The following is an 18,604-nucleotide window of genomic DNA, read 5'->3' as shown; positions in this document are numbered from 1 at the left end:
ACGCCAACCCGTTGAGAATGGGGATGGTTATCCGAGGGAAACCGCACTCTTGGCCTGCGGCGGATGACGCGACGTCACCAGGCCGATGAACGAAATCGCCAGGGCCAGGCCAAGGGTCGAACTGACTTCGCTACGGTGTTCTGGCGTGACCATCATCACCGCCAGCGCCGCGGATATGAACACGATCACCAGCCAGGTGAGCCAGGGGAACAACCACATGCGAAAGGTCAGTTCGATGTTCTGGCGCTTCAGCATCCGGCGCATGCGCAGTTGGGAGATCGCAATCACCAGGTACACCAACAGCGCGATGGCGCCGGAGCTGGCAAGCAGGAACTGGAACAACCCCGCCGGCATGAAGTAGCTGAACAAGGTGATGCCGGCACCCAGCACGGTGCTGGCGACGACTGCGGCCCTTGGAACGCCCACCGCCGAAGTCGCTTTCAATGCTTTCGGCGCATCACCACGGCGGCCTAACGAATAGAGCATGCGCGAAGCGATGTAGATCGAAGAGTTCATGCAACTGGCGACGGCGATCAGCACCACCACATCCACCATGAACTTGGCGTGGGGAATGTTCATCAACTCCAGCGCGCGCTGATAGGAGCCCACCGAAGCCAGGAGCGGATCGTTCCAGGGCACCACCGAGATGACGACAAAGATCGACAGCAGGTAGAACACGCCGATTCGCCAGATCACCGAGCGCGTCGCCTTGGCGATGTTCTGCGCAGGATTATCCGACTCGGCCGCCGCGATCGTCACCGCCTCGGTGCCAATGAAACTGAACATGATAGTGATGAAGGCACCGACGACTGCCGACAGGCCATTGGGCGCGAACCCGCCGTATTGCTCCATCAGCCGGCTCAGACCGCTGGCTTCGCGTTCGGGAATCCAGCCCATCAATACGGCGAAGCCCAGGCCGATGAAACCGATGATCGCCACGACCTTGGCCATCGCGAACCAGAACTCGAACTCACCGTATTTGGAGACGCTGAACAGGTTGGTCACGGCCAGCAGGACGATGGAAGCCGAGGCAAATATCCAGGCATCGACCGAGGGAAACCACTGGTTCAATACATGGCCGGCGGCCAGGGCCTCGATGGGGATGACCAGCACCCAGAACCACCAGTAGAGCCAGCCGATGGTGAAGCCTGCCCAGCGTCCGATGGCCTGGTCGGCGTAAGTGGAAAATGAGCCGGTGTCCGGGTTGGCGACGGCCATTTCCCCGAGCATCCGCATGACCAGGACCACCAGCAGGCCTGAGAACAGGTAGGCCAGCAAGACCGCGGGGCCGGCGGCCGCAATGGCATGTCCGGAGCCGACGAACAGACCGGCGCCGATGATCCCGGCGATGGACAGCATGGTCACATGACGAGGCTTGAAGCCCTGTGCCAGATGGCCGTTCGAATCCTTGAAGGTCGGGCTTGTCATTGTTCTTATTCTCTTGTGGTGACAGTAAGGCACGCCGAGGGACAGTGGCTGCTGTATCAATGCCCCGCTTCTCCTGAAAGCGGTCTTTGGCGGTGGTTCGATTCCCTCGGGAACACGCGTACGGCGGAAAAAGTTGCGTCACGTTACCTGCCTTCGCGGCAAAAGCAGTTACCTGAAAACGCCACCTCGATGCCTGATCTCGCCGATTGGGCTATGGGATGGGTTTGATGGAACAACAACGATCGGCTGAGGAAGCGAGCCTGCTCGCGATGGCGTCAGGCCAGCTAGCGTCGAAGGTGACTGACCCACCGTGATCGCGAGCAAGCTCGCTCCCACAGGGATCTGGGGTGGGTGTGAGAGGGATGGGTGGCTGGCTTAAAGCCCCTGCACCGCTCCTAGCGCCTGCGCCATTCGCACCAGGTCGGCGAAGGATCTGGCCTGCATTTTCTTCATGGCATGGGCACGATGGATCTTCACAGTGATTTCGCTCAGGTTCATCTGCCCGGCAATCTGTTTGTTCATCAGGCCTGCCGCGGCCAAGGCCATCACCTCTTTTTCCCGGACCGTCAGGGCCTGGTAACGGGCGTGCAGGTCGGAAGATCGCTGCGCGACCTCCCGGCGCCTGACATCGGCCTGGAGCGCCGCCGTCACGGCGTCGAGCAGGTCCTGTTCGCGGAATGGCTTGGCCAGGAAATCCACGGCCCCGGCTTTCATCGCCTTGACCGACATCTCGATGTCGCCATGCCCGGTGATGAAAATGATCGGAATGTTGGAATCGGACTCCGCCAGCTGGCTCTGAAAGTCCAGGCCGCTGACGCCTTGAAGCCTTACATCGAGGACCAGACAACTGGCGCAATCGCTCTTCGGTTGCCGGAGAAACTCCGTGGTGGACCCGAACGTCTCGACGCGGATCCCGACCGAGCGCAGCAGATTACTCAACGCATCGCGCATGGACGCATCGTCATCCACCACAAACACCACAGGCCCCTTGCTGCCCGGCTCATGGGAGGAGGAATTGCTGTTCATGCACGGTCCTTATTCGGCAAATCATGGAAGGAAAAAAGTGTAACACAGCGCTTCGTTTTGCCAGCCGACAGCGCTACCCGTGTCTGCATACGACAACTGCGCAATCAGCCAAGGCTCCAGCCGTTGCCATAGGCAATGCAGGCAAAACCCGGAAGCTGTAGCTCAGGCAGTAACGCTGGCGGCTGGCCCGGCTCTAGCGCGAGCAGGCTCGCCCCCACAGGTCCGGCGGTGGGCCTATGGAATGGCACGCGCCACAGTTCAATCCCCAACAACAGGCAAGGTGAACTGCACCGTCGCGCCACGCGGTTGGTTGGGGGCAGCCCGCAGAATTCCGCCGTGGGCCTCGATGATCGAGCGGCAGATCGACAGGCCCAGCCCCAGGCCGGTGGGTTTGGTGGTATAGAACGAGGTAAACACCAGGTCGGTGCTTTGCGAGGCGAAGCCCGGGCCTGAATCACTCACACTCACCATCACGCAACCTGTGGGATCGAGCGCCGCGCAGACCAGCAATTGCCGTTCACCTTCGCTGACGGCGGTCATGGCCTCCAATGCGTTCATGATCAGATTGAGCAGCACCTGTTGCAGCTCCACCCGGTCACCGACGACGAGGGGCAAGCCGTGGGCGAGCCGGGTCTGTATCGCGGCGCCGCTCTTGATGATCTGGCCACGGGTGAATTCGATCATTTCGTCAATGGCGGCGTTGATGTCCACCGGCCCCTTTTGCGGCGGCGCCTTGCGAATGTGCCCCCGGATCCGCCCGAGCACATCCGCCGCACGATTGGCATCGACGATAAGCCGCCCCAGCACCTGCCGCACCTCATCGATTTCGGGCGGCTGCGCATTCAACCAGCGCAGCGCGGCATTCGCATTGAGGATGGACGCGGCAATCGGCTGGTTGACTTCATGGGCAATCGAAGCCACCAGCTGGCCCATGGTCGCGACCCGATTGGCATGGGCCAGTTCGGCCTGTACCTCGCGGTAACGCTGTTCGCTTTCGCGGATTTTTTCTTCAGCCTGCCTGCGCTCGGTCAGGTCCAGCACGAAAGCCACCCCTTCCGGGGCACCGGCTTCGAACGTCGCCAAGCCCACGATCACCGGCAAGCGACTGCCATCTTTCTTGAAATACTCCTTCTCGTATGGACGCGCTCGACCGGTCAACAGCGCCTGGCCCAGTGAGCGCTCGCTGAGCTCCAGATACGCCGGTACGGTCAGGTCCCGCCAGCGCAGGCCGCCGCGAGCGAGATCAGCGCGTTCGTAGCCCAGCATCCGCAAAAACGCATCGTTGGCCTCGATGATTTGCCCGTCGGCATTCCACACCATGATCCCGATGATGTTGGCATCCACGAGACGGCGAATCTTCGCTTCACGCTCCGCCACCTCCCGGTATAAACGGGCATTTTCCAGGGAAATGGCGGCTTGCGAGGCCACCAGCTTCAACACCGAGATCCGACCGGGACTGAACACATGGGCCGCGAGATTGTTCTCCAGGTACAGCGCACCAACCCACTTGGCCTGGTTCATCAGCGGCAGGCACAAAATCGACCGGGCGCGCTGGCGATGGATGTAAGGGTCGGTGGCGAACGGCGTCTCGGCCAGCGCATCATCGAGCACCACGCTCTCACGGGTCCGCAGCACGTGATAAAGCACCGACTCGGGCAACAGCGCCGAACTCACCGGCGCATCGCGCAGTTGCGCAGCGTTACCCGCGGTGGTCACCTGCGCCGCGATCCGCAGTTCAGAGCCTTGGGCCAGGATCAGCAATCCACGCTCGGCGCCGGCTTGCTCGATCGCCGTGCCCATGACCATGTCGATCAGCTTATCCAGCACGATCTCCCCGGATACCGCTTGGGAGACCTTGAGCACCGTCGCCAGATCGAGATGCTCGACCGCTGTGGCCATGGTGGTCGTCGCGTCGGGCGTCGGTTCTTCGGGTCGCAACAGCGGATGCTGGCTTTCCAGTTGCGCCACCTTGCCGTCCGCGCCCCAGCGTTGATAACCGTAGCGTGCGTCCTGCAAATAGACGCGGGCGATTTTCTTGAACCCGCGCGCCGCGTAGAAACGTGCAGCGAGTTCATTGGCGAGCGCCTCGATATGGACGAAGCCGCTTTGCTGCGCGGCGTCGATGGCTTGCTCATACAGCGTCTCGGCCTCCATGAGGCGGCCTTCGACCCGGGCGATCTCGGCACCGACCAGGGCGGCGCGGCTGGCGAAATTTTCCGGGCACTGTAGTGCCCAGGTCTGTAGCCACTGGTGATCGACGCTCATCGCGATCAGATACTCTGCTTGCTCGTTCATCGAAACGCTTTCGCAACAAGCGGCCCGGGCCAATGCGCCGTAGAAGTGAAACTCGGCCTCCTCGAAAAATGCCTGGGCCACCCAGAGCAGGTCCCGTGCCTTCGCGGCGGCCTCCAGGGCCGCTTCAGGATCGTTGGCCAGGTAACGTGCTTGCAACTTACGAACCCAATACCAACACTCAGCCAGCGCCAATGACGGATTGCTGGATAAGTGACGTTCGACGGCCAGTTCATTGACCGCCCCGTCATTCAGATATCCAAATGAGGATGTCAATCCGCGTAGCATTCGGATCAGCATCATCTGCGTGGCAATGAAATCCACCACCAGGCCGAAACGCACCTTCTTGGCATACACCCATCCCTGTTCAGTTTCGTCCTGCACCTGGGACAACGGCGCGCCGGCGAACAGCGAATCGGACGTCAGGCTGTTTCCGGCATAGGCGCCGTACGGTAGATCGCCAATCCGGTTGGCCGCGGCAAACGAACGACGCAGCAGATCAGCGCACTGCTCGACGGGTTTCATCCAGCGCACCACGAAACACGAGAAGCACAGGTAGGTACTGGCCTCAAACCGGGTCAGACCGCGATGCTCGACCAGATCACAGCCGAGCTGGCCGAACCGGAACCCCATCTGGTAGTCACCGAACCTGCGTCCGGCGACCCTGAAGAAGTTGGCATAGAGCACACAGGACGCGTCGCAGTTGCCCTGCTCCAGGCTCAGGCTGACCGCTTTGCAGATCAACAGGTCCGCCAGGTTCGCGTCACTCTGCAACGCTGGAGCGAACAGTTTGCCCAAGGCATTGAGGGTCACCAGAGCCGTGGGATCCTTCATGAGGGGCAGATCGATCAGGTCTTCGATCGCCCGGTCCCCGAGCAGCATGCCGATGCGGTCGTACTCCTCACGCACCTGGTCGTCACTCGGATGGGCCGACCACTCGATCCCGACGTGCCGCAGGTAATCCAGGCAAACCGCGACCGCGCCATCGCTGCGGTCCAGCAGCAGGTAGACATCCATCAGCAGGCACGCCACGCTGGCTCGCTCCTCCACGGTCACGGCGCGGCTCGACAGCGCCGTCAGGCATTCGGCAGCGGTGCTCAGTCGTCCGGTCAGCAACTCGCACTCGGCCCGGTTCAAGGCCAACGCAAACATCAGCCCATGCCGCCGCGTCCAGTAGTCGTCATCCAGCAACTGCATGCCGGTGATGAGGTAGCTGAGGGCCGACGCATAAGCAGTGGAGGCTTTCGCCCGCCGGCCGGCGATCAGGTTCAACTGCGCCAGTTGCTCGCGCTCGACCGGATCGGTCATCAAGGTTGTACCGCGATTGAGCTGGCCGACGATTTCAAAGATCGCTTCCTCGCGCTCGCGCGCAGACGACTGCGCTGAAAGCAACCGTCCGATACGCAAATGCGCCTCGGCACGCGCCTCCAGAGGGATCAGCGAATAAGCGGCTTCATGGATCCGGTCATGGACAAACCGATACGCGCCGTCCAGGCGCTCGACCAGTTCCTGGCGGATCGCCTCCCACAGCACCGCTCGAACCTGCGACTTGGGAATACCCAGCACCGTAGAAAGCGCCTTGAACCCGGCGACGTTACCCAGGCATGCCAGCTGTTGTAGCGCCTGCTGCGTCTCCATCGGCAGGCGCTCCAGTTTGCCGACCATGAGGTCCACGATGTTGTCGGTGTAGCCCTTGGCATGGATGCGATCCGGATCCCACCACCACTGGCGCGCCTCATGTTCGAAGGCCAGCAGTTGCTCTTCGGCGAGAGCCTGGAGGAACTGGATGACGAAGAACGGGTTGCCGGCGGTCTTCTCCAGTACCAGCTGCGCCAGAGGTTCGATACGTGACAGATCGTCGTGAAGCGCCTCGCTGATCAACTGCTCGATATGGACCTTGGCAAGCGGGTTGAGGGTAATTTCGCTGACCTTCCCACCGGCGTTGCGGATCGCCCGGAGCTTGCCCGTCAGCGGGTGCGACTCATCCACCTCATTGCTGCGGTAGGCTCCGACCAGCATGAGGTGGCGCACGTCGGCGCTCGTCAACAGGTCCTCGAGCAGGTCGAGGGTGGCGGCGTCTAGCCATTGCAAGTCGTCGAGAAACAGCGCAAGCGGATGTTCCTCACGGGCGAACACGCCGATAAAGCGTCGGAACACCAGCAGGAATCGACGCTGCTCCTGCTGCGGATCGAGCGTCGGGACCACCGGCGGCTCGCCAATGATCAGCTTGAGTTCCGGGATCAGATCGGTCATGAGCCGTGCATTGGCGCCCAGCTCCTCCTGCAACGCCTCCCGCCAGCGACCCAGTTCCGCGTCGTTCTTGCCCAGCAGCGTACGGACCAGGCTCTGGAAAGCCTGGACCAGTGTCGAATAAGGAACGTCTCGCCGGTACTGGTCGAACTTGCCGCTGGCAAACAATCCTCGTGACGGCACCAGTGCCTTGTGCAGTTCGTTGACCACCGAGGATTTGCCGATGCCCGAGTATCCAGTGACCAGCACCAGCTCCGGCGCGCTACTGGCGACCATGCGCGAAAACGCCGCGATCAGGGCGGCCACTTCCGCCTCGCGGCCATACAGTTTCTCGGGGATCAGCAGGCGGTCCGACACTCCGTATTCCCCGGGCGTAAAGGGATCGATCCGATGTGCCGCGTGCCACGCCTCCTGGCAGCGCCGCAGGTCGTGCTCGACACTGGCGGCGCTCTGGTAGCGCTCCTCGGCGGTCTTGGCGAGCAACTTCATGACTATCTGCGAAAGCATCACAGGAACGGTGCCGATCCGCTCGCAGGGCGACAGGGTGGTCCGGGCGATATGACAGTGGACCCACTCGATGGGGTCGGACGCCGTGAATGGCAGCGTACCGGTCAACATCTGATAGAGCGTGACGCCGAACGAATAGAGGTCGCTGCGCGAATCGATCGAGCGGTTCATCCGGCCGGTCTGTTCCGGAGCCATATAGGCCAGCGTACCCTCCAAAGTCTCGGGCGCCTGCCGCTCCCGTGGCAGGCGCGAGGCCAGGCCGAAACCGGTGAGCCGTGCCTGTCCATCGGGGCAGTTCACCAGGATATGGCTGGGCTTGATGTCTTTATGAACGAGGCCGCGCTGATGAAACTTGCCCAGTGCCACGGCAATACTGATGGCGAGGCGCAAGAATATCGCGGTGTCCATGGGCGCGATCAGCAACTGCACCAGCGGCACGCCGCCGGGGTCTTCCAGCATCAGTTGCACCTGGGCGCCATCGCGCAGCATCTCGATCGGTCGCACGGACCAGGCGCTGTCCAGCTCATCTTTCAGGCTGAACTCGTGGGCAAGGCGGCCCAGGCAGCCGGGGCGAGGTTGTTCGCCGGCGGGCCGGGCCATGAGAACAGCGATATCCCCACCGGCACCCGGACGCAGGTGCCGGGAAAAGATACGCTCACCGTCGTCCCATAATATTTGCATGTCGTTTCCGCCGTTATTTCATTCCGCGACGCTAGCGCAACCCTTTAGGCTGAGCACGCTATACATACGTATACTTTTGCGCCCTACCGGACCGCGTATGGTGGAGTCACGACAGGCGCTGCCACGAGCGACCCCTATGCCAGACACCCAGATACGCAAGACCAGAACCATTGCTGTTGTCGATGACGATGAATCGGTCCGGGCCGCGCTCAGGAGCCTGCTCCGGTCCAGCGGTTATCAGGTCCGCACCTACTGTGGCGCCCTGGAATTCCTCCAGAGCGAGGCCCTTGCCGTCACCCACTGCCTGATTTCGGATATCCAGATGCCGGGCATGACCGGCATCGAGCTGCACGAGCAACTCGGTGCGATGGGCCTTTGCATCCCGACCATCTTCATCACTGCTTACCCCGACCTGGGCACCCACACGCCCAGACTCGTTGCCTGCCTGCCCAAGCCCTGCGACGCCGACCGGTTGCTCGGTTGCATCGAAGTCGCCTTGTGCCAGTAACAACGCTGTTATTGAACAACCACCGAACCCGTGGCGCAGGGATCTTGCTTGCGCTGGATCGCGCTCCAATGATGGGGAGTGGGAACGCTCAGGCCTCTTTGCTTGCTCACGATGGCGCCTGAGCACCAGCGTCGTCGCCGACTGACCCACGCAATCGCGAGCAGGCTCGCTCCCACAGAGTCCCGCGGGTGCCAACAAATCCTGCATGCGCCTTGCCCGTTGGGATCTGGCGGTGTTGTTTGCGCTGTTTTCCTCAAGCACACTCTGCCAGCGCTATCCATCAACCCGGCATTCCAGGCCCCGGCAGCATACAAACGAGTCACCATGAACGAATGCCAGAGCATCATCAAAGCCAGAATCGAAGCGGCCGTGGCGACGACCCATTGCGACACCATCGACTATCAATCGGAATGGCTGGGCTACATTCCATTCGGGGTCTATCACTGGGTTGAATGCCAGGGCGAAGACATCTCCACGGACTTTCCCTTCGGCTGGTCCCTCGAAGACCTGACTGCCCTTGAGCAGGCCGGATATCTGCATGTACTGGAAAGCTACGAGAACCCCGAAGACCACTTCGACCGCCATATCCGCTATCGCGTCAGTCGCACAGCCCTCTTCACCGCCTGACCCGAGGCGAGGTAACGGTTATGCGGTGACTTGCGCCAAAGGCTGCTCGCCGAGTTGGGGGTAATGCATGGTCAGCACCGCCCACCTCAACCCGTCGACGCCAGGCACGACCCCGGACGCCTTGGATGACTGTTCGACGTAGCCGGCGTATTCCTCAACCCGTTGCAGGTGTTCTTCCCAGCGCGTCTCTTCGAAGCTCACGCCCAGGATGATTACGCTGCCGGTCGCGACCTTTTCCGCCTGGGCCTTGAGCCGGGTCATGTACCAATAGTCCCTGGCCGCGCTTTCGAACAGCTTGCCCTGGTTGCCATTGGCAAAAGGTGCCTTGAGTTCGATGAAGTGAAAGCGTTGCTCATCCTGGTCGCGAATCCAAAGATCGCATTGCTTGGTGACGATGTCCATCTGCGACCAGCGCTGGTCCAGCGCCACCTTGTATTCGACGCCGACATCGCCCATCCAACCATCGTGGGGGCCGCGCAGACCGCGGGCGCGGATCAGCCAGAAGTAAAACTCGAACTTCAACCATCCCTCGAAGCCATTGCCGAGCACACTGATGGATGACGGCAGGTAGTGACGCTCCTGCTGCCACGATTGCATGAACTCACTGAACGCGGCTGCGACATCCTGGATACCGGCCATGATAAACATCCTTGTATTGACCCATGAGGTATTGGCAGTGTGCCATCATCCTGTCATGCACCGCAACGCCAAGGATCAGATCAGCCGGACGCTGACGAGACGTTCGCGTCTTGGTACGCTGCATGCTCCATGGACCTGGACCACCCGGCAATGAAAACTCATGCAGCGCTCGCCCTGACGCTCACCGCACTGTGCTCCCCCGTATACGCCGCGAGCTGGCAGATCTGCCGGTTGGACGTACAGATCGCCGAGGTCTTGAAACAACCGTACCCGCAGTTACAGGGGCGAATCCTCAAAGTCACCCCGAAATCCCCTGCCACGCAATGTCCGCAGCAAGGCTCGACGATCACTTTCACCCCGGAAACCAGCGACTACCAGAACACCCTCCCGCGTCGACAATGGCCTCGAAAAGGCCAATCGGTGCGGATCGACTATCGGTATCTGGATGGGATTTGCAAGGGCGATGGACACGAGCATCCGTGTCGTATCGAGCACTACCCGATAGCGGGACGTTGACGTTGGCGCTATTCCAATAACTCGGTGATCCATCGCATCTGCCGGGCGACTTCCTGGACCTTCTGTTCGGCAACCCCCTGCCGCGCCCGAGTGAAACCGGCCAGGGTCTTTTGCTTCTGGCTCAGCAGGCGTTGCCATTTGGCCAGGAACGTCGGGCTGCGTGTCTGCATTTGCGACGGGCCGAAGTACAGCTCCCGATCGCTGTACGTCACCGGCCCGGTACGTTCGGCGACGATGATCTCGTAGTAGAAGCGGTTTTCCCGCAGCACCTCTTCGCCGAGGATGCGGTAGCCGTTGTCCATCAGCCATTGGCGCAACGGCTGCTCGCCACCGTTGGGTTGCAGGATCAGGCGCTCGGCGCCGCTCAGGCGCGCCTTGCCGCTGTCGAGGATGTCACGGATCGTCTCGCCGCCCATGCCACAAAGGCTGATAGCGGTGATCCGGTCACCCGGTTCTATCGCCTCCAAGCCATTGGCCAGGCGCACATCGATCCGTTGGTTCAGGCCGCTTTCGCGCACGGTACGCTCGGCGGCCTGGAATGGCGTCAAGGCCACCTCAACGGCCACCGCCGAAGCGATGGCGCCACGGCGCAGCAGTGCCACCGGCAGATAGGCGTGATCCGAACCGATATCAGCCAGTCGCGCGCCCGCCGGCATGTGCGCCGCCACGCGCTCCAGGCGCATGGACAATGTCTCATCGTTCAATAGCGGTTCCTATGACTCAATCGTAAAACGGCTCGACCAGCGCCCGGCTGCCGACAAAGAAACTGTCCGCGACCAACCGCAACGGTTGCAGGTCCAGGTCGCTGGCCTTGTCGGAAATCAGTTGCTGGAAGTGGCGGTATACAGCGGCATATTCGCCCTCCTGGGAAACCGCCTGGCGCTCGCCGTCGATGCTCAACAGTGCGCCACCGTTGTCCAGGCGCAAGGTGCCTTCGGTGCAGCGAATCTCGATGCTCCACAGTTCATCATGACCGTGGTCGAAATCGAACTCCGCGCGCACATCCAGGTGATGGGCGTCGGACATCTTGATGCTGGCGGCAATCGGCGACTGGCAGTTGCTGGGGACGCGCAATTCAGCGGCCTCGACAAACAGCGGCAGCGCCAACAAATGAGTGGCGATCGACAAAGCATTGATGCCGGGATCGAACACCCCCAGGCCGCCGGGTTGCCAGATCCACGCCTGGCCGGGATGCCACTTGCGCACATCTTCTTTCCATTCGATCTTCACGCTCTGCAAAGTGCGGCCAGACAGCCAGTCGCGGGCGGCTTCAATGCCTGGGGCGTAACGCGAATGCCAGGCGAACAGGCCACTGACGCCCTGTTCGCGCACCTGATCGACGAGGGCCTGCGCTTCGCCCAGGGTGGCGCACGGTGGTTTTTCCACCAACACGTGTTTGCCGGCGGCCAGGGCCTGCTGCACCAATGCGTATCGGCCCTGGGGTGGCGTGCAAAAGGCAATCGCATCGACCTGCGGGCCGTTTTCCAGCAGCTCGCCCAGGGACTTGAAGTTCTCGACCCCGGCGCAAGGCTGGCCTTGCGTGGCGACGGCCACCAGTTGGAACGCGGGGTTGGCCTGGATCGCGGGAACATGTTGATCCTGGGCGATCTTGCCGTAGCCCACCAGACCGAGACGAATCGGTTGCATCGCTGACTCCTGATTGCTTTTGTACTTATGTGGGGCAGCAAACTAGACGGAAATCGCCTGGCGGACAATGGGGTTGTCTGACATCTGCCGGATTATTCTCAGCGCAGCCCCTGCCCTTCAAGCCGGTTGCGACGCGGTGACGACGCTGGCAATCCGGCCCAGGAAAGGTTCCAGCCGTTCCCGTGGCGCATCGTGTTCCACCACCAGGGCGGTGACGTCCTCACACGAAGCGACCTGGTAGTGAGCCACGCTGGAGAGCTTTTCGTTGGTCACCGCTGTTACCACTTGCCCACTGGCCGCGACCACCGCGCGCTTGAACTCGGCGTCTTCCAGGCCGAAGGCGGTAACCCCATTGTCTGGGTCGATGGCACAGGTGCCCAGGTAGCACAGATCGACATTGAACTGGCGCAGCTGCTGGACGGCCGTCAGCCCGATCACCCCGCCGGAGGTCGCGTTCAAGCGTCCGCCCAGCAAAATCACCTCGGCAGCGGGCAGCTTCATCAACTCCACCGCAATCAACGGCGCATTGGTGATGAGGGTCAGTTTCAGTTGCGGGTCAATGGCGCGGGCGATCGCCAAATTGGTCGAGCCGGCATCGATGAACACCCGTTGGCCCGCTCGCAGCAATGAAGCGGCCACTTGCCCGAGGCTGCTCTTGCGAACCGGGTCCTGGCGTACCCGAACGTCTATCGGCCTCTCGGCCGCCGGCAACAGGATCGCGCCGCCGTAGACACGCTTGCACACCCCCGCCGCCGCCAAAGCGCCGAGGTCGCGCCGGATCGAGTGCTCAGACACCTTGAACTCGCTGGCAAGGTCAGCGGCAATCACCCGGCCATACCGGGCGAGACGCTCGCTGATCAGTTGCTGGCGTTCACCGGGAAACGCTTCGTGGACTGAAGTCATACACTATAAACCTGCATAAACGAGCATCAATGATCACAATCGAGCAAATATGCCGTTTCGACCATTCAGCGTCAAATCCCCTTGGCAAAAAAAAACCCCGCGACCGGATACGGTGCGGGGCAAGGGAATTGGTTGGTTGCGGCCAACCAAAGGAGCACGGCAAAACGGTTACGAGCCGGTCAGATACAGTCCTGTGCGGCGCGCTCGAAACTCGACGGCAGCAGGTTGGAAGCCAGCAGGTGTCGCTCGTAGACGAACACCTTGCCGCCATTACCAACCTTGTAGGCTTCCAGCACGTTGTCGGCTGAGACCTTGCTGGGCACCACGATCCGATAGCTGCGCTGGGTCTGGGAAACGGTCGGTTTCAAGGCGCTGCCCTGCAGTTTCGGCACTACGCACTCGGCGTATTCGGCGGGCGTCTTGCTGGTTTGCAGCGTCAGGGTCGGGTCGTTCGGGGCTGACGCGCAGCCGGCAAGCAGCAACGAAGCAGAGGCCATGAACAGTGAAAATAAAGCGCGCATCGGTGTAATCCTGAAAATAAAGGGGTCGGCTCATCCGTCAACGGACTGGAGCGGCCTGTTCGATGGAGGCGATTGTCCCTTCAATCGCGACAAAGCAGAACTTGCCTTTCGTGATGGTGACTATTACTTCTAGCAATAGTTGAACGCCGCCGAGGCGAATACCCATAAGGACAAGAGGCTTGCCATGAGAACGTTTGACCTGATCCGCGATGCAGTACTGCCCGATTTCCGGGAGCGGGTGGCCGATTACCTGCTCCAGTACGAGGCCGTGCTCCTGGCAAAGGACGCGATTGACCCGGAGCTCAAGCGCGCCACTGCCCATCAGTTGCGCGGTTATTTGCGCGGGTTGAACACTACGCGGGTGTTAGGCATGGCCGAGTGGGAGGAGTTGGATCGGCGGGTGGTGAATACTTGGCTCGGTGAATAAGGCTGCTTCGCAGCCATCGCGAGCAGGCTCGCTCCCACAGGGGCTTTGTGGCGAGCACGGGATATGGGAACGCCGCGATCAAAACTGTGGGAGCGAGCCTGCTCGCGAGTCGGCCTGGGCTCTTTGCACCAGTCTTTCTACCCACTCGGCATCCCCTTCATTGATCAGCGCATAACGGTCCGGCGGAAAAAACATCCAGTGATGGGCAACCTTTGCCAACTGTCTGAGCTCTTCGGGGGACAGCCAATACGCCGTACCCTGCACGGGAATCGGTGCTCCATCGAACCGGCGCCCCAGCGAAAGGTTTGTGCCAGGGGCAAAGGCAATCGCCAGTTGTTCGCGAGGCTGGAACTGTCTGTCCAGCGCCGGCATCTGCCCCTCCCGAGCATAGGTAAAGCTGCCTGGAAATTGCTCCTTGAGCACCAGCCACTGCCCCGCCGCTGTCCTGGCCAGGACCCATTGCGCTACGCCACTGTCTTGCAGGCGCTCAAGCTTACCGTCGGCCCAGTGCATCAGGGTATTGCAATCCGGGTCGTAGTCGTTGGACCACATGCTGAAACCCGAGACCAGAGTATGGCGTTCAAGCTCGACGAGCCCTTGCTCCGGCATCGATTGCCAATAGCGCTTGGTGGGGTCGCGTTTGTCCCGCAGGAAGTTACGCAGCGCCCAAGCCGTGGTGAACAGCAACATTGCAACCACAAGCCAGCCAAGGGCATCACCGACGAGGCGGTCCACGTCCAGGCTGGGAGCGAACAGCGCCCGATAGAGCAACAGCCCCACCAGCCATACGATGGGCGGCAGCATGGGACCGAAGCACAACGGCGGGACCAACACCTGCAGCCAGTTGAAGCGGTGCATCGCCGCATGCTCCCGGGCCCAGGCCTGTTCCTGAGGGAGCATGGGCGCCTGTTCACGCGCACCGATGGCTGGATCGGGGGTCTGGAACCGCATGTACATTGCGTAGGCGTCGTTGCTCATGGATCGAAACAGGCTCTTGAATGGACGATCGAGGCGCTCTCTGCGCCAGAACCGGCGTATTATCCGGATAACCAGGCGTCCTGTAGAGCCACGTTATGCCAACTTCTCAAATTCGCCCGACACCCGCACCATTGCTCAGGCCAGGCGAGACCGTCGTACTGTTCGACGGCGTCTGCAAGCTGTGCAACGGCTGGGCGCGGTTCCTGATTCGCCATGACCATGACCAAAGCATACGACTGGCCGCCGTACAGTCACCCGAGGGACAGGCGCTATTGGCTTGGGCAGGTTTGCCACAGGATCATTTCGACACGATGGCGGTGATTCGCGACCACCACTTCTGGGTGCGTTCGGATGCAGTTTTCGAAGTTGTTGTCCTGCTGCCCCGCCGCTGGCGCCCGGTAAGGCTGCTGCGCTACGTGCCTCGCAGGCTGCGAGACTGGGCTTACGATCGCATAGCGCTAAATCGTTATTGGCTCTTTGGCAAATACGACATCTGCCTGCTGCCCCATCCTGATCACGAACGCCGCTTCCTTAAGTCACCGATGTGAATAACAAACGGGCTGATCGCTACTAGCCCAGCACCAGATCGGCCCACTGCCACGGGGTCATTTTCGTCACCATGATCATTACGATCACGAACATCCCCGAGAACCCGCAAACGCCCATCCAGAACCATTTGCGGTAAACCGCCAGATAGCGTTCATCGAGCTCCGTCTCCGCCTCGGCCGCCATTGAGGCCAGCCTATGCAGATGCTTCTGCAACACCAGGACCGGGAGCCAGAGCAAACCCACACAAAAGAAAATGATCAGCGCGGTCATGACCCAGGCCGTGGTCAGGGCGAGCCCGCTCAGTTGCAGCAACAGGTAGCCCGTCATGATCTGGACGAAGCCGGCTGGCGTGGTGATCCAGGTGTCATAGCGGACCACCATCCGCGCCACGTACGCAATCACCTGAGGATTGCGTGTGCGGCTGGCGGCGATCAGGTACAGGTACGAGCCCATGCCGAAGCCGAACAGGAAGATGGCGGCGATGACGTGCAAGTACTTCAGGCCAAGATAAAGCATGCTCAGCCCTGCTCGTCGCAGAAGCGCACAGACAGGCTCAGGTTCTGCGGATCATTGATGGCAGCCAGGTATTCGTCGACGCTGATTTCGCCCACGCACGCCCGGGCACCGGGTTCGGGCAAGTAGCCTCGGGCCATTTTCGCGGCCAGCGCCACAGCGGCGCAGCTGGGGATCTCCGGGCCTTTGTCGTTCAGCGCTGTGAGCTGCGCACACATGGACAATGGTCTGGCGTCGGTGCCGATGCCGTGGACATCGATGTACATCGCGCTCTTGCCATCGCCGAATCGTTCGAACCAGAGGCCCCAGCGATGGAGCCTGGCGGCCCACGGCAGATGATCAGTGATCATGCCCATGCGCATGGCCTGGGCCAGCAGATAGTTGGCAACGCCGCCCAGCTTCAGCCCGGCGCCGGCCTGGAAGCGTAATGTATGGGCACCGTAACGGCCGGCGAAGATATCCAGGTCCGGTACGTCGACATTGGCTAGCACGCGGGTGCCGAGGCCTGGCATTTTGCGCAGCGTCAGGTCCTGCCAACCCAGCACCTCATGCACCCGGCCATCCTTGAGTTGCTTGATCGGCTTGCCGGCGTAGGCCAGGACGCCTTCGACGGTGGACAGCCCCGGCATCTTCGCCGACGAGGTAATGCCATGTTCGATCGAGTCGATGCGCTGGAAGCGATGCCGCTGCTGATCGATGATTGCCGCCGACAGCGTCGGCACCGAACTGCAACCGCTGAGGATCGCCACGCCTGCCTGTCTGGCCTGGGCATCGAGGACGCCGATGCCGGTGACGAAGGCCCTGCTGTCCGACAGATCGCAGTAGTGCACGCCGGCAGCGATGCAGCTCTCGGCCACGGTATAGGACTGGCCCTGGAACGGGCCGCCAGTGTGAACGACCAGTTGGATGTTCATCGCCCCCAGGACCGATTCGAACCCCGGCCCCATGGCGTCGCCGCACCAACCTTCGCAGGTCGCGCCGGATTGGCTTTTCAACTCTTCGACCTTGCGTTGCAACTTGGCGGGATCGCGGCCTGAGATCACCAGTTCTACGTCTGGCATCATCGCCAGATGACGGCTGACGATGCTGCCGAAATTGCCGTAGCCGCCTATTACCAACACCCTGAAAGCCATTCAACTCTTCCCTAAAACACCTGAATTAACGCGGCTCGCGCAAGGCTTGCCTTAATCACCGTGGCGAGGGAGCTTGCTCCCGCTGGGATGCGCAGCAGCCCCTTTTTTGTGGGCGCTTCGCACCCAAGCGGGAGCAAGCTCCCTCGCCACAGAAGCAATCAATGCTGCATCGTCCCCTGCTGATACTCCCTGGGCGTACACCCAAACTCGCGGCGAAACACCGTGTGCAGGTACTGCGCCGATTTGAAGCCGCAATTCTGGGCGATGTCGGCAATCGGTGCAGCGGTATTTTCCAGGCCGCTGGCGGCAGCGGCGAGTTTGAAGCGCAGGATTTCGTCGTGGACACTGCAGCCGCGCTCCTTGCGAAAGTGCGACTCCAACGAGGATCGCGACACCCCGACATACGCCGCGACCTGGGCGGTCTTGATGCCCTGGCACGCGTATTGGCGAATGAACAGCAGCGCCTGCATCACGTAGGGGTTGCCCAACGGTTGATGCAGGCTGGAGACCTGCACATTGATCGCATCCGGCGGCACCAGAATCTGCGTGCCGGTGGACGGCATGCCATGGAGCATCTGATGGAGCAGCCGTGCCGCAGTGCGGCCCATGGTCTCGGTGCCCTGGATCACCGAACTCAGCGGCACTCGGGTCAGGCTGCGGGTCAGTGGATCGTTATCGATGCCGATCAGCGCCACCTCTTCCGGCACGGCGATTCCGGCGGTCAGGCAGGCTTGCAGCAGTTGCCGGGCACGAGCGTCGCTGACGGCGATGATGCCGATGGGCTTGGGCAGGCTCTGCAACCAGGCAATTTGTTGTTCGACAGCGCTGTCCCACAGCGGCGCGCTGGTGCCCATGCCCCGATAGATCTCGGCGGGCAGACCATCGCGTTGCACCAATCGGCGGAAGGCTTTCTCCCGCTCTTGCGCCCAGCGATTGGCTTGCGCTTCAGGCAGGCTGAAGCAGGCAAAGCGGGTCAATCCGGCCTCGATCAGATGCTCGTAGGCCAGCCGTATCAATGCGTCATTATCGGTGGCGACATAGGGAATGCCCTTGGGGTAGGCGCGCGGATCCTGATACGAGCCGCCCACCGCCACCACCGGCATGTTGATCCCCGCCAGCGCCTCGCCAATCAATGGGTCGTCGAAATCAGCGATGATCCCGTCCCCCTGCCAGCGCTCGATGCCTTTCAAGCGACAGAGAAAATCCTCCTCAAGGAATAAATCCCAGGACGCCCGCGTGCTGCTCAGGTAGTTGCCGATGCCGCTGATGATGCCGCGGTCGTAGATCTTGCTGCCATTGAACAACAGCGCGATGCGGTGGACAGGAGGTACGGTTTTCATGATGTTGACCCTGGGCCGATGGACACAGACTAGGCGCCCACGCGCCGAAGCTCAATACAAAATCGAACGCCCGGTTGGTGATTTTCATAATCAGCAGCCCTGGGACCGGCGCTAGTATC

At 61.5% G+C, this 18,604-nt stretch carries 18 protein-coding genes; 6 read left to right on the top strand and 12 right to left on the bottom strand.

Annotated elements, in window-relative coordinates; all coding sequences use genetic code 11:
- Nucleotides 1-27: 27 nt before the first annotated feature.
- The 3 genes from ACLEJQ_RS04180 to ACLEJQ_RS04170 all read right to left on the bottom strand — a co-directional run bounded on the left by ACLEJQ_RS04180 (nucleotide 28) and on the right by ACLEJQ_RS04170 (nucleotide 8,184).
- On the bottom strand, nucleotides 28-1,428 hold the full coding sequence (locus ACLEJQ_RS04180; RefSeq protein WP_440792454.1) for an amino acid permease: 1,401 nt from the start codon (nucleotides 1,426-1,428) through the stop codon (nucleotides 28-30).
- 375 nt (nucleotides 1,429-1,803) lie between these two features.
- Nucleotides 1,804-2,454 carry a response regulator transcription factor gene (locus ACLEJQ_RS04175; RefSeq protein ID WP_440792452.1) on the bottom strand — a complete coding sequence of 217 codons (651 nt, stop codon included), beginning with the start codon at nucleotides 2,452-2,454 and terminating at the stop codon, nucleotides 1,804-1,806.
- A 258-nt stretch (nucleotides 2,455-2,712) separates the two neighbouring features.
- Nucleotides 2,713-8,184, bottom strand: coding sequence for a trifunctional serine/threonine-protein kinase/ATP-binding protein/sensor histidine kinase (locus ACLEJQ_RS04170; protein ID WP_440792451.1), 5,472 nt, complete (start codon nucleotides 8,182-8,184; stop codon nucleotides 2,713-2,715).
- Nucleotides 8,185-8,320: 136 nt separating this feature from the next.
- Between ACLEJQ_RS04170 and ACLEJQ_RS04165 the strand changes: the two genes are divergently transcribed.
- Together ACLEJQ_RS04165 and ACLEJQ_RS04160 are read left to right on the top strand one after the other, a co-directional pair.
- Nucleotides 8,321-8,692, top strand: a complete 372-nt coding sequence (locus ACLEJQ_RS04165; RefSeq protein WP_440792449.1) for a response regulator transcription factor — start codon at nucleotides 8,321-8,323, stop codon at nucleotides 8,690-8,692.
- A gap of 324 nt (nucleotides 8,693-9,016) precedes the next feature.
- On the top strand, nucleotides 9,017-9,319 hold the full coding sequence (locus ACLEJQ_RS04160) for a hypothetical protein (RefSeq protein ID WP_440792448.1): 303 nt from the start codon (nucleotides 9,017-9,019) through the stop codon (nucleotides 9,317-9,319).
- Nucleotides 9,320-9,337: 18 nt separating this feature from the next.
- Here the strand turns inward: ACLEJQ_RS04160 and ACLEJQ_RS04155 are convergent, their stop codons facing one another.
- Entirely contained in the window at nucleotides 9,338-9,958 is a 621-nt protein-coding gene (locus tag ACLEJQ_RS04155; RefSeq protein WP_440792446.1) for a hypothetical protein, read from the bottom strand.
- Between ACLEJQ_RS04155 and ACLEJQ_RS04150 the strand changes: the two genes are divergently transcribed.
- Nucleotides 9,957-10,112 carry a hypothetical protein gene (locus ACLEJQ_RS04150; protein ID WP_440792444.1) on the top strand — a complete coding sequence of 52 codons (156 nt, stop codon included), beginning with the start codon at nucleotides 9,957-9,959 and terminating at the stop codon, nucleotides 10,110-10,112. The genes ACLEJQ_RS04155 and ACLEJQ_RS04150 overlap by 2 nt on opposite strands.
- Entirely contained in the window at nucleotides 10,109-10,474 is a 366-nt protein-coding gene (locus tag ACLEJQ_RS04145) for a hypothetical protein (protein WP_440792442.1), read from the top strand. The genes ACLEJQ_RS04150 and ACLEJQ_RS04145 overlap by 4 nt, the downstream gene beginning before the upstream one ends.
- An 8-nt stretch (nucleotides 10,475-10,482) precedes the next feature.
- Here the strand turns inward: ACLEJQ_RS04145 and ACLEJQ_RS04140 are convergent, their stop codons facing one another.
- The 4 genes from ACLEJQ_RS04140 to ACLEJQ_RS04125 all read right to left on the bottom strand — a co-directional run bounded on the left by ACLEJQ_RS04140 (nucleotide 10,483) and on the right by ACLEJQ_RS04125 (nucleotide 13,545).
- Nucleotides 10,483-11,178 (bottom strand): tRNA (adenine(22)-N(1))-methyltransferase, encoded by a 696-nt coding sequence (locus ACLEJQ_RS04140; protein WP_440792440.1) that lies wholly within the window; start codon nucleotides 11,176-11,178, stop codon nucleotides 10,483-10,485.
- A 16-nt stretch (nucleotides 11,179-11,194) separates the two neighbouring features.
- On the bottom strand, nucleotides 11,195-12,121 hold the full coding sequence (locus ACLEJQ_RS04135) for a Gfo/Idh/MocA family protein (protein WP_440792438.1): 927 nt from the start codon (nucleotides 12,119-12,121) through the stop codon (nucleotides 11,195-11,197).
- 117 nt (nucleotides 12,122-12,238) lie between these two features.
- Nucleotides 12,239-13,024, bottom strand: coding sequence for a DeoR/GlpR family DNA-binding transcription regulator (locus ACLEJQ_RS04130; protein ID WP_440792436.1), 786 nt, complete (start codon nucleotides 13,022-13,024; stop codon nucleotides 12,239-12,241).
- Nucleotides 13,025-13,203: 179 nt separating this feature from the next.
- Complete coding sequence (locus tag ACLEJQ_RS04125; protein ID WP_440792434.1) at nucleotides 13,204-13,545, bottom strand: hypothetical protein; 342 nt, start codon at nucleotides 13,543-13,545, stop codon at nucleotides 13,204-13,206.
- Between the two features lie 184 nt (nucleotides 13,546-13,729).
- Here ACLEJQ_RS04125 and ACLEJQ_RS04120 point away from each other — a divergent pair, with 184 nt between their 5' ends.
- Nucleotides 13,730-13,972, top strand: coding sequence for a hypothetical protein (locus tag ACLEJQ_RS04120; RefSeq protein ID WP_440792432.1), 243 nt, complete (start codon nucleotides 13,730-13,732; stop codon nucleotides 13,970-13,972).
- Between the two features lie 78 nt (nucleotides 13,973-14,050).
- On the opposite strand, the gene ACLEJQ_RS04115 is transcribed toward ACLEJQ_RS04120, so the two are convergent.
- Entirely contained in the window at nucleotides 14,051-14,950 is a 900-nt protein-coding gene (locus ACLEJQ_RS04115) for a hypothetical protein (protein ID WP_440792430.1), read from the bottom strand.
- Nucleotides 14,951-15,045: 95 nt separating this feature from the next.
- On the opposite strand from ACLEJQ_RS04115, the gene ACLEJQ_RS04110 reads away from it, so the two are divergent.
- On the top strand, nucleotides 15,046-15,498 hold the full coding sequence (locus ACLEJQ_RS04110; protein ID WP_440792428.1) for a thiol-disulfide oxidoreductase DCC family protein: 453 nt from the start codon (nucleotides 15,046-15,048) through the stop codon (nucleotides 15,496-15,498).
- Between the two features lie 22 nt (nucleotides 15,499-15,520).
- On the opposite strand, the gene ACLEJQ_RS04105 is transcribed toward ACLEJQ_RS04110, so the two are convergent.
- The 3 genes from ACLEJQ_RS04105 to ACLEJQ_RS04095 all read right to left on the bottom strand — a co-directional run bounded on the left by ACLEJQ_RS04105 (nucleotide 15,521) and on the right by ACLEJQ_RS04095 (nucleotide 18,485).
- Entirely contained in the window at nucleotides 15,521-16,015 is a 495-nt protein-coding gene (locus ACLEJQ_RS04105) for a DUF2269 family protein (protein WP_440792427.1), read from the bottom strand.
- Between the two features lie 2 nt (nucleotides 16,016-16,017).
- Nucleotides 16,018-17,145, bottom strand: coding sequence for a saccharopine dehydrogenase family protein (locus ACLEJQ_RS04100; protein WP_440792425.1), 1,128 nt, complete (start codon nucleotides 17,143-17,145; stop codon nucleotides 16,018-16,020).
- A 158-nt stretch (nucleotides 17,146-17,303) separates the two neighbouring features.
- Nucleotides 17,304-18,485, bottom strand: a complete 1,182-nt coding sequence (locus ACLEJQ_RS04095; RefSeq protein WP_440792423.1) for a XylR family transcriptional regulator — start codon at nucleotides 18,483-18,485, stop codon at nucleotides 17,304-17,306.
- Nucleotides 18,486-18,604 lie beyond the last annotated feature (119 nt).

Source organism: Pseudomonas sp. SMV71, from assembly GCF_052042015.1.
Lineage (GTDB): Bacteria > Pseudomonadota > Gammaproteobacteria > Pseudomonadales > Pseudomonadaceae > Aquipseudomonas.
The sequence above is the reverse complement of the archived record's forward strand: the minus strand, read 5'-3'. Positions and strand labels throughout refer to the sequence as shown.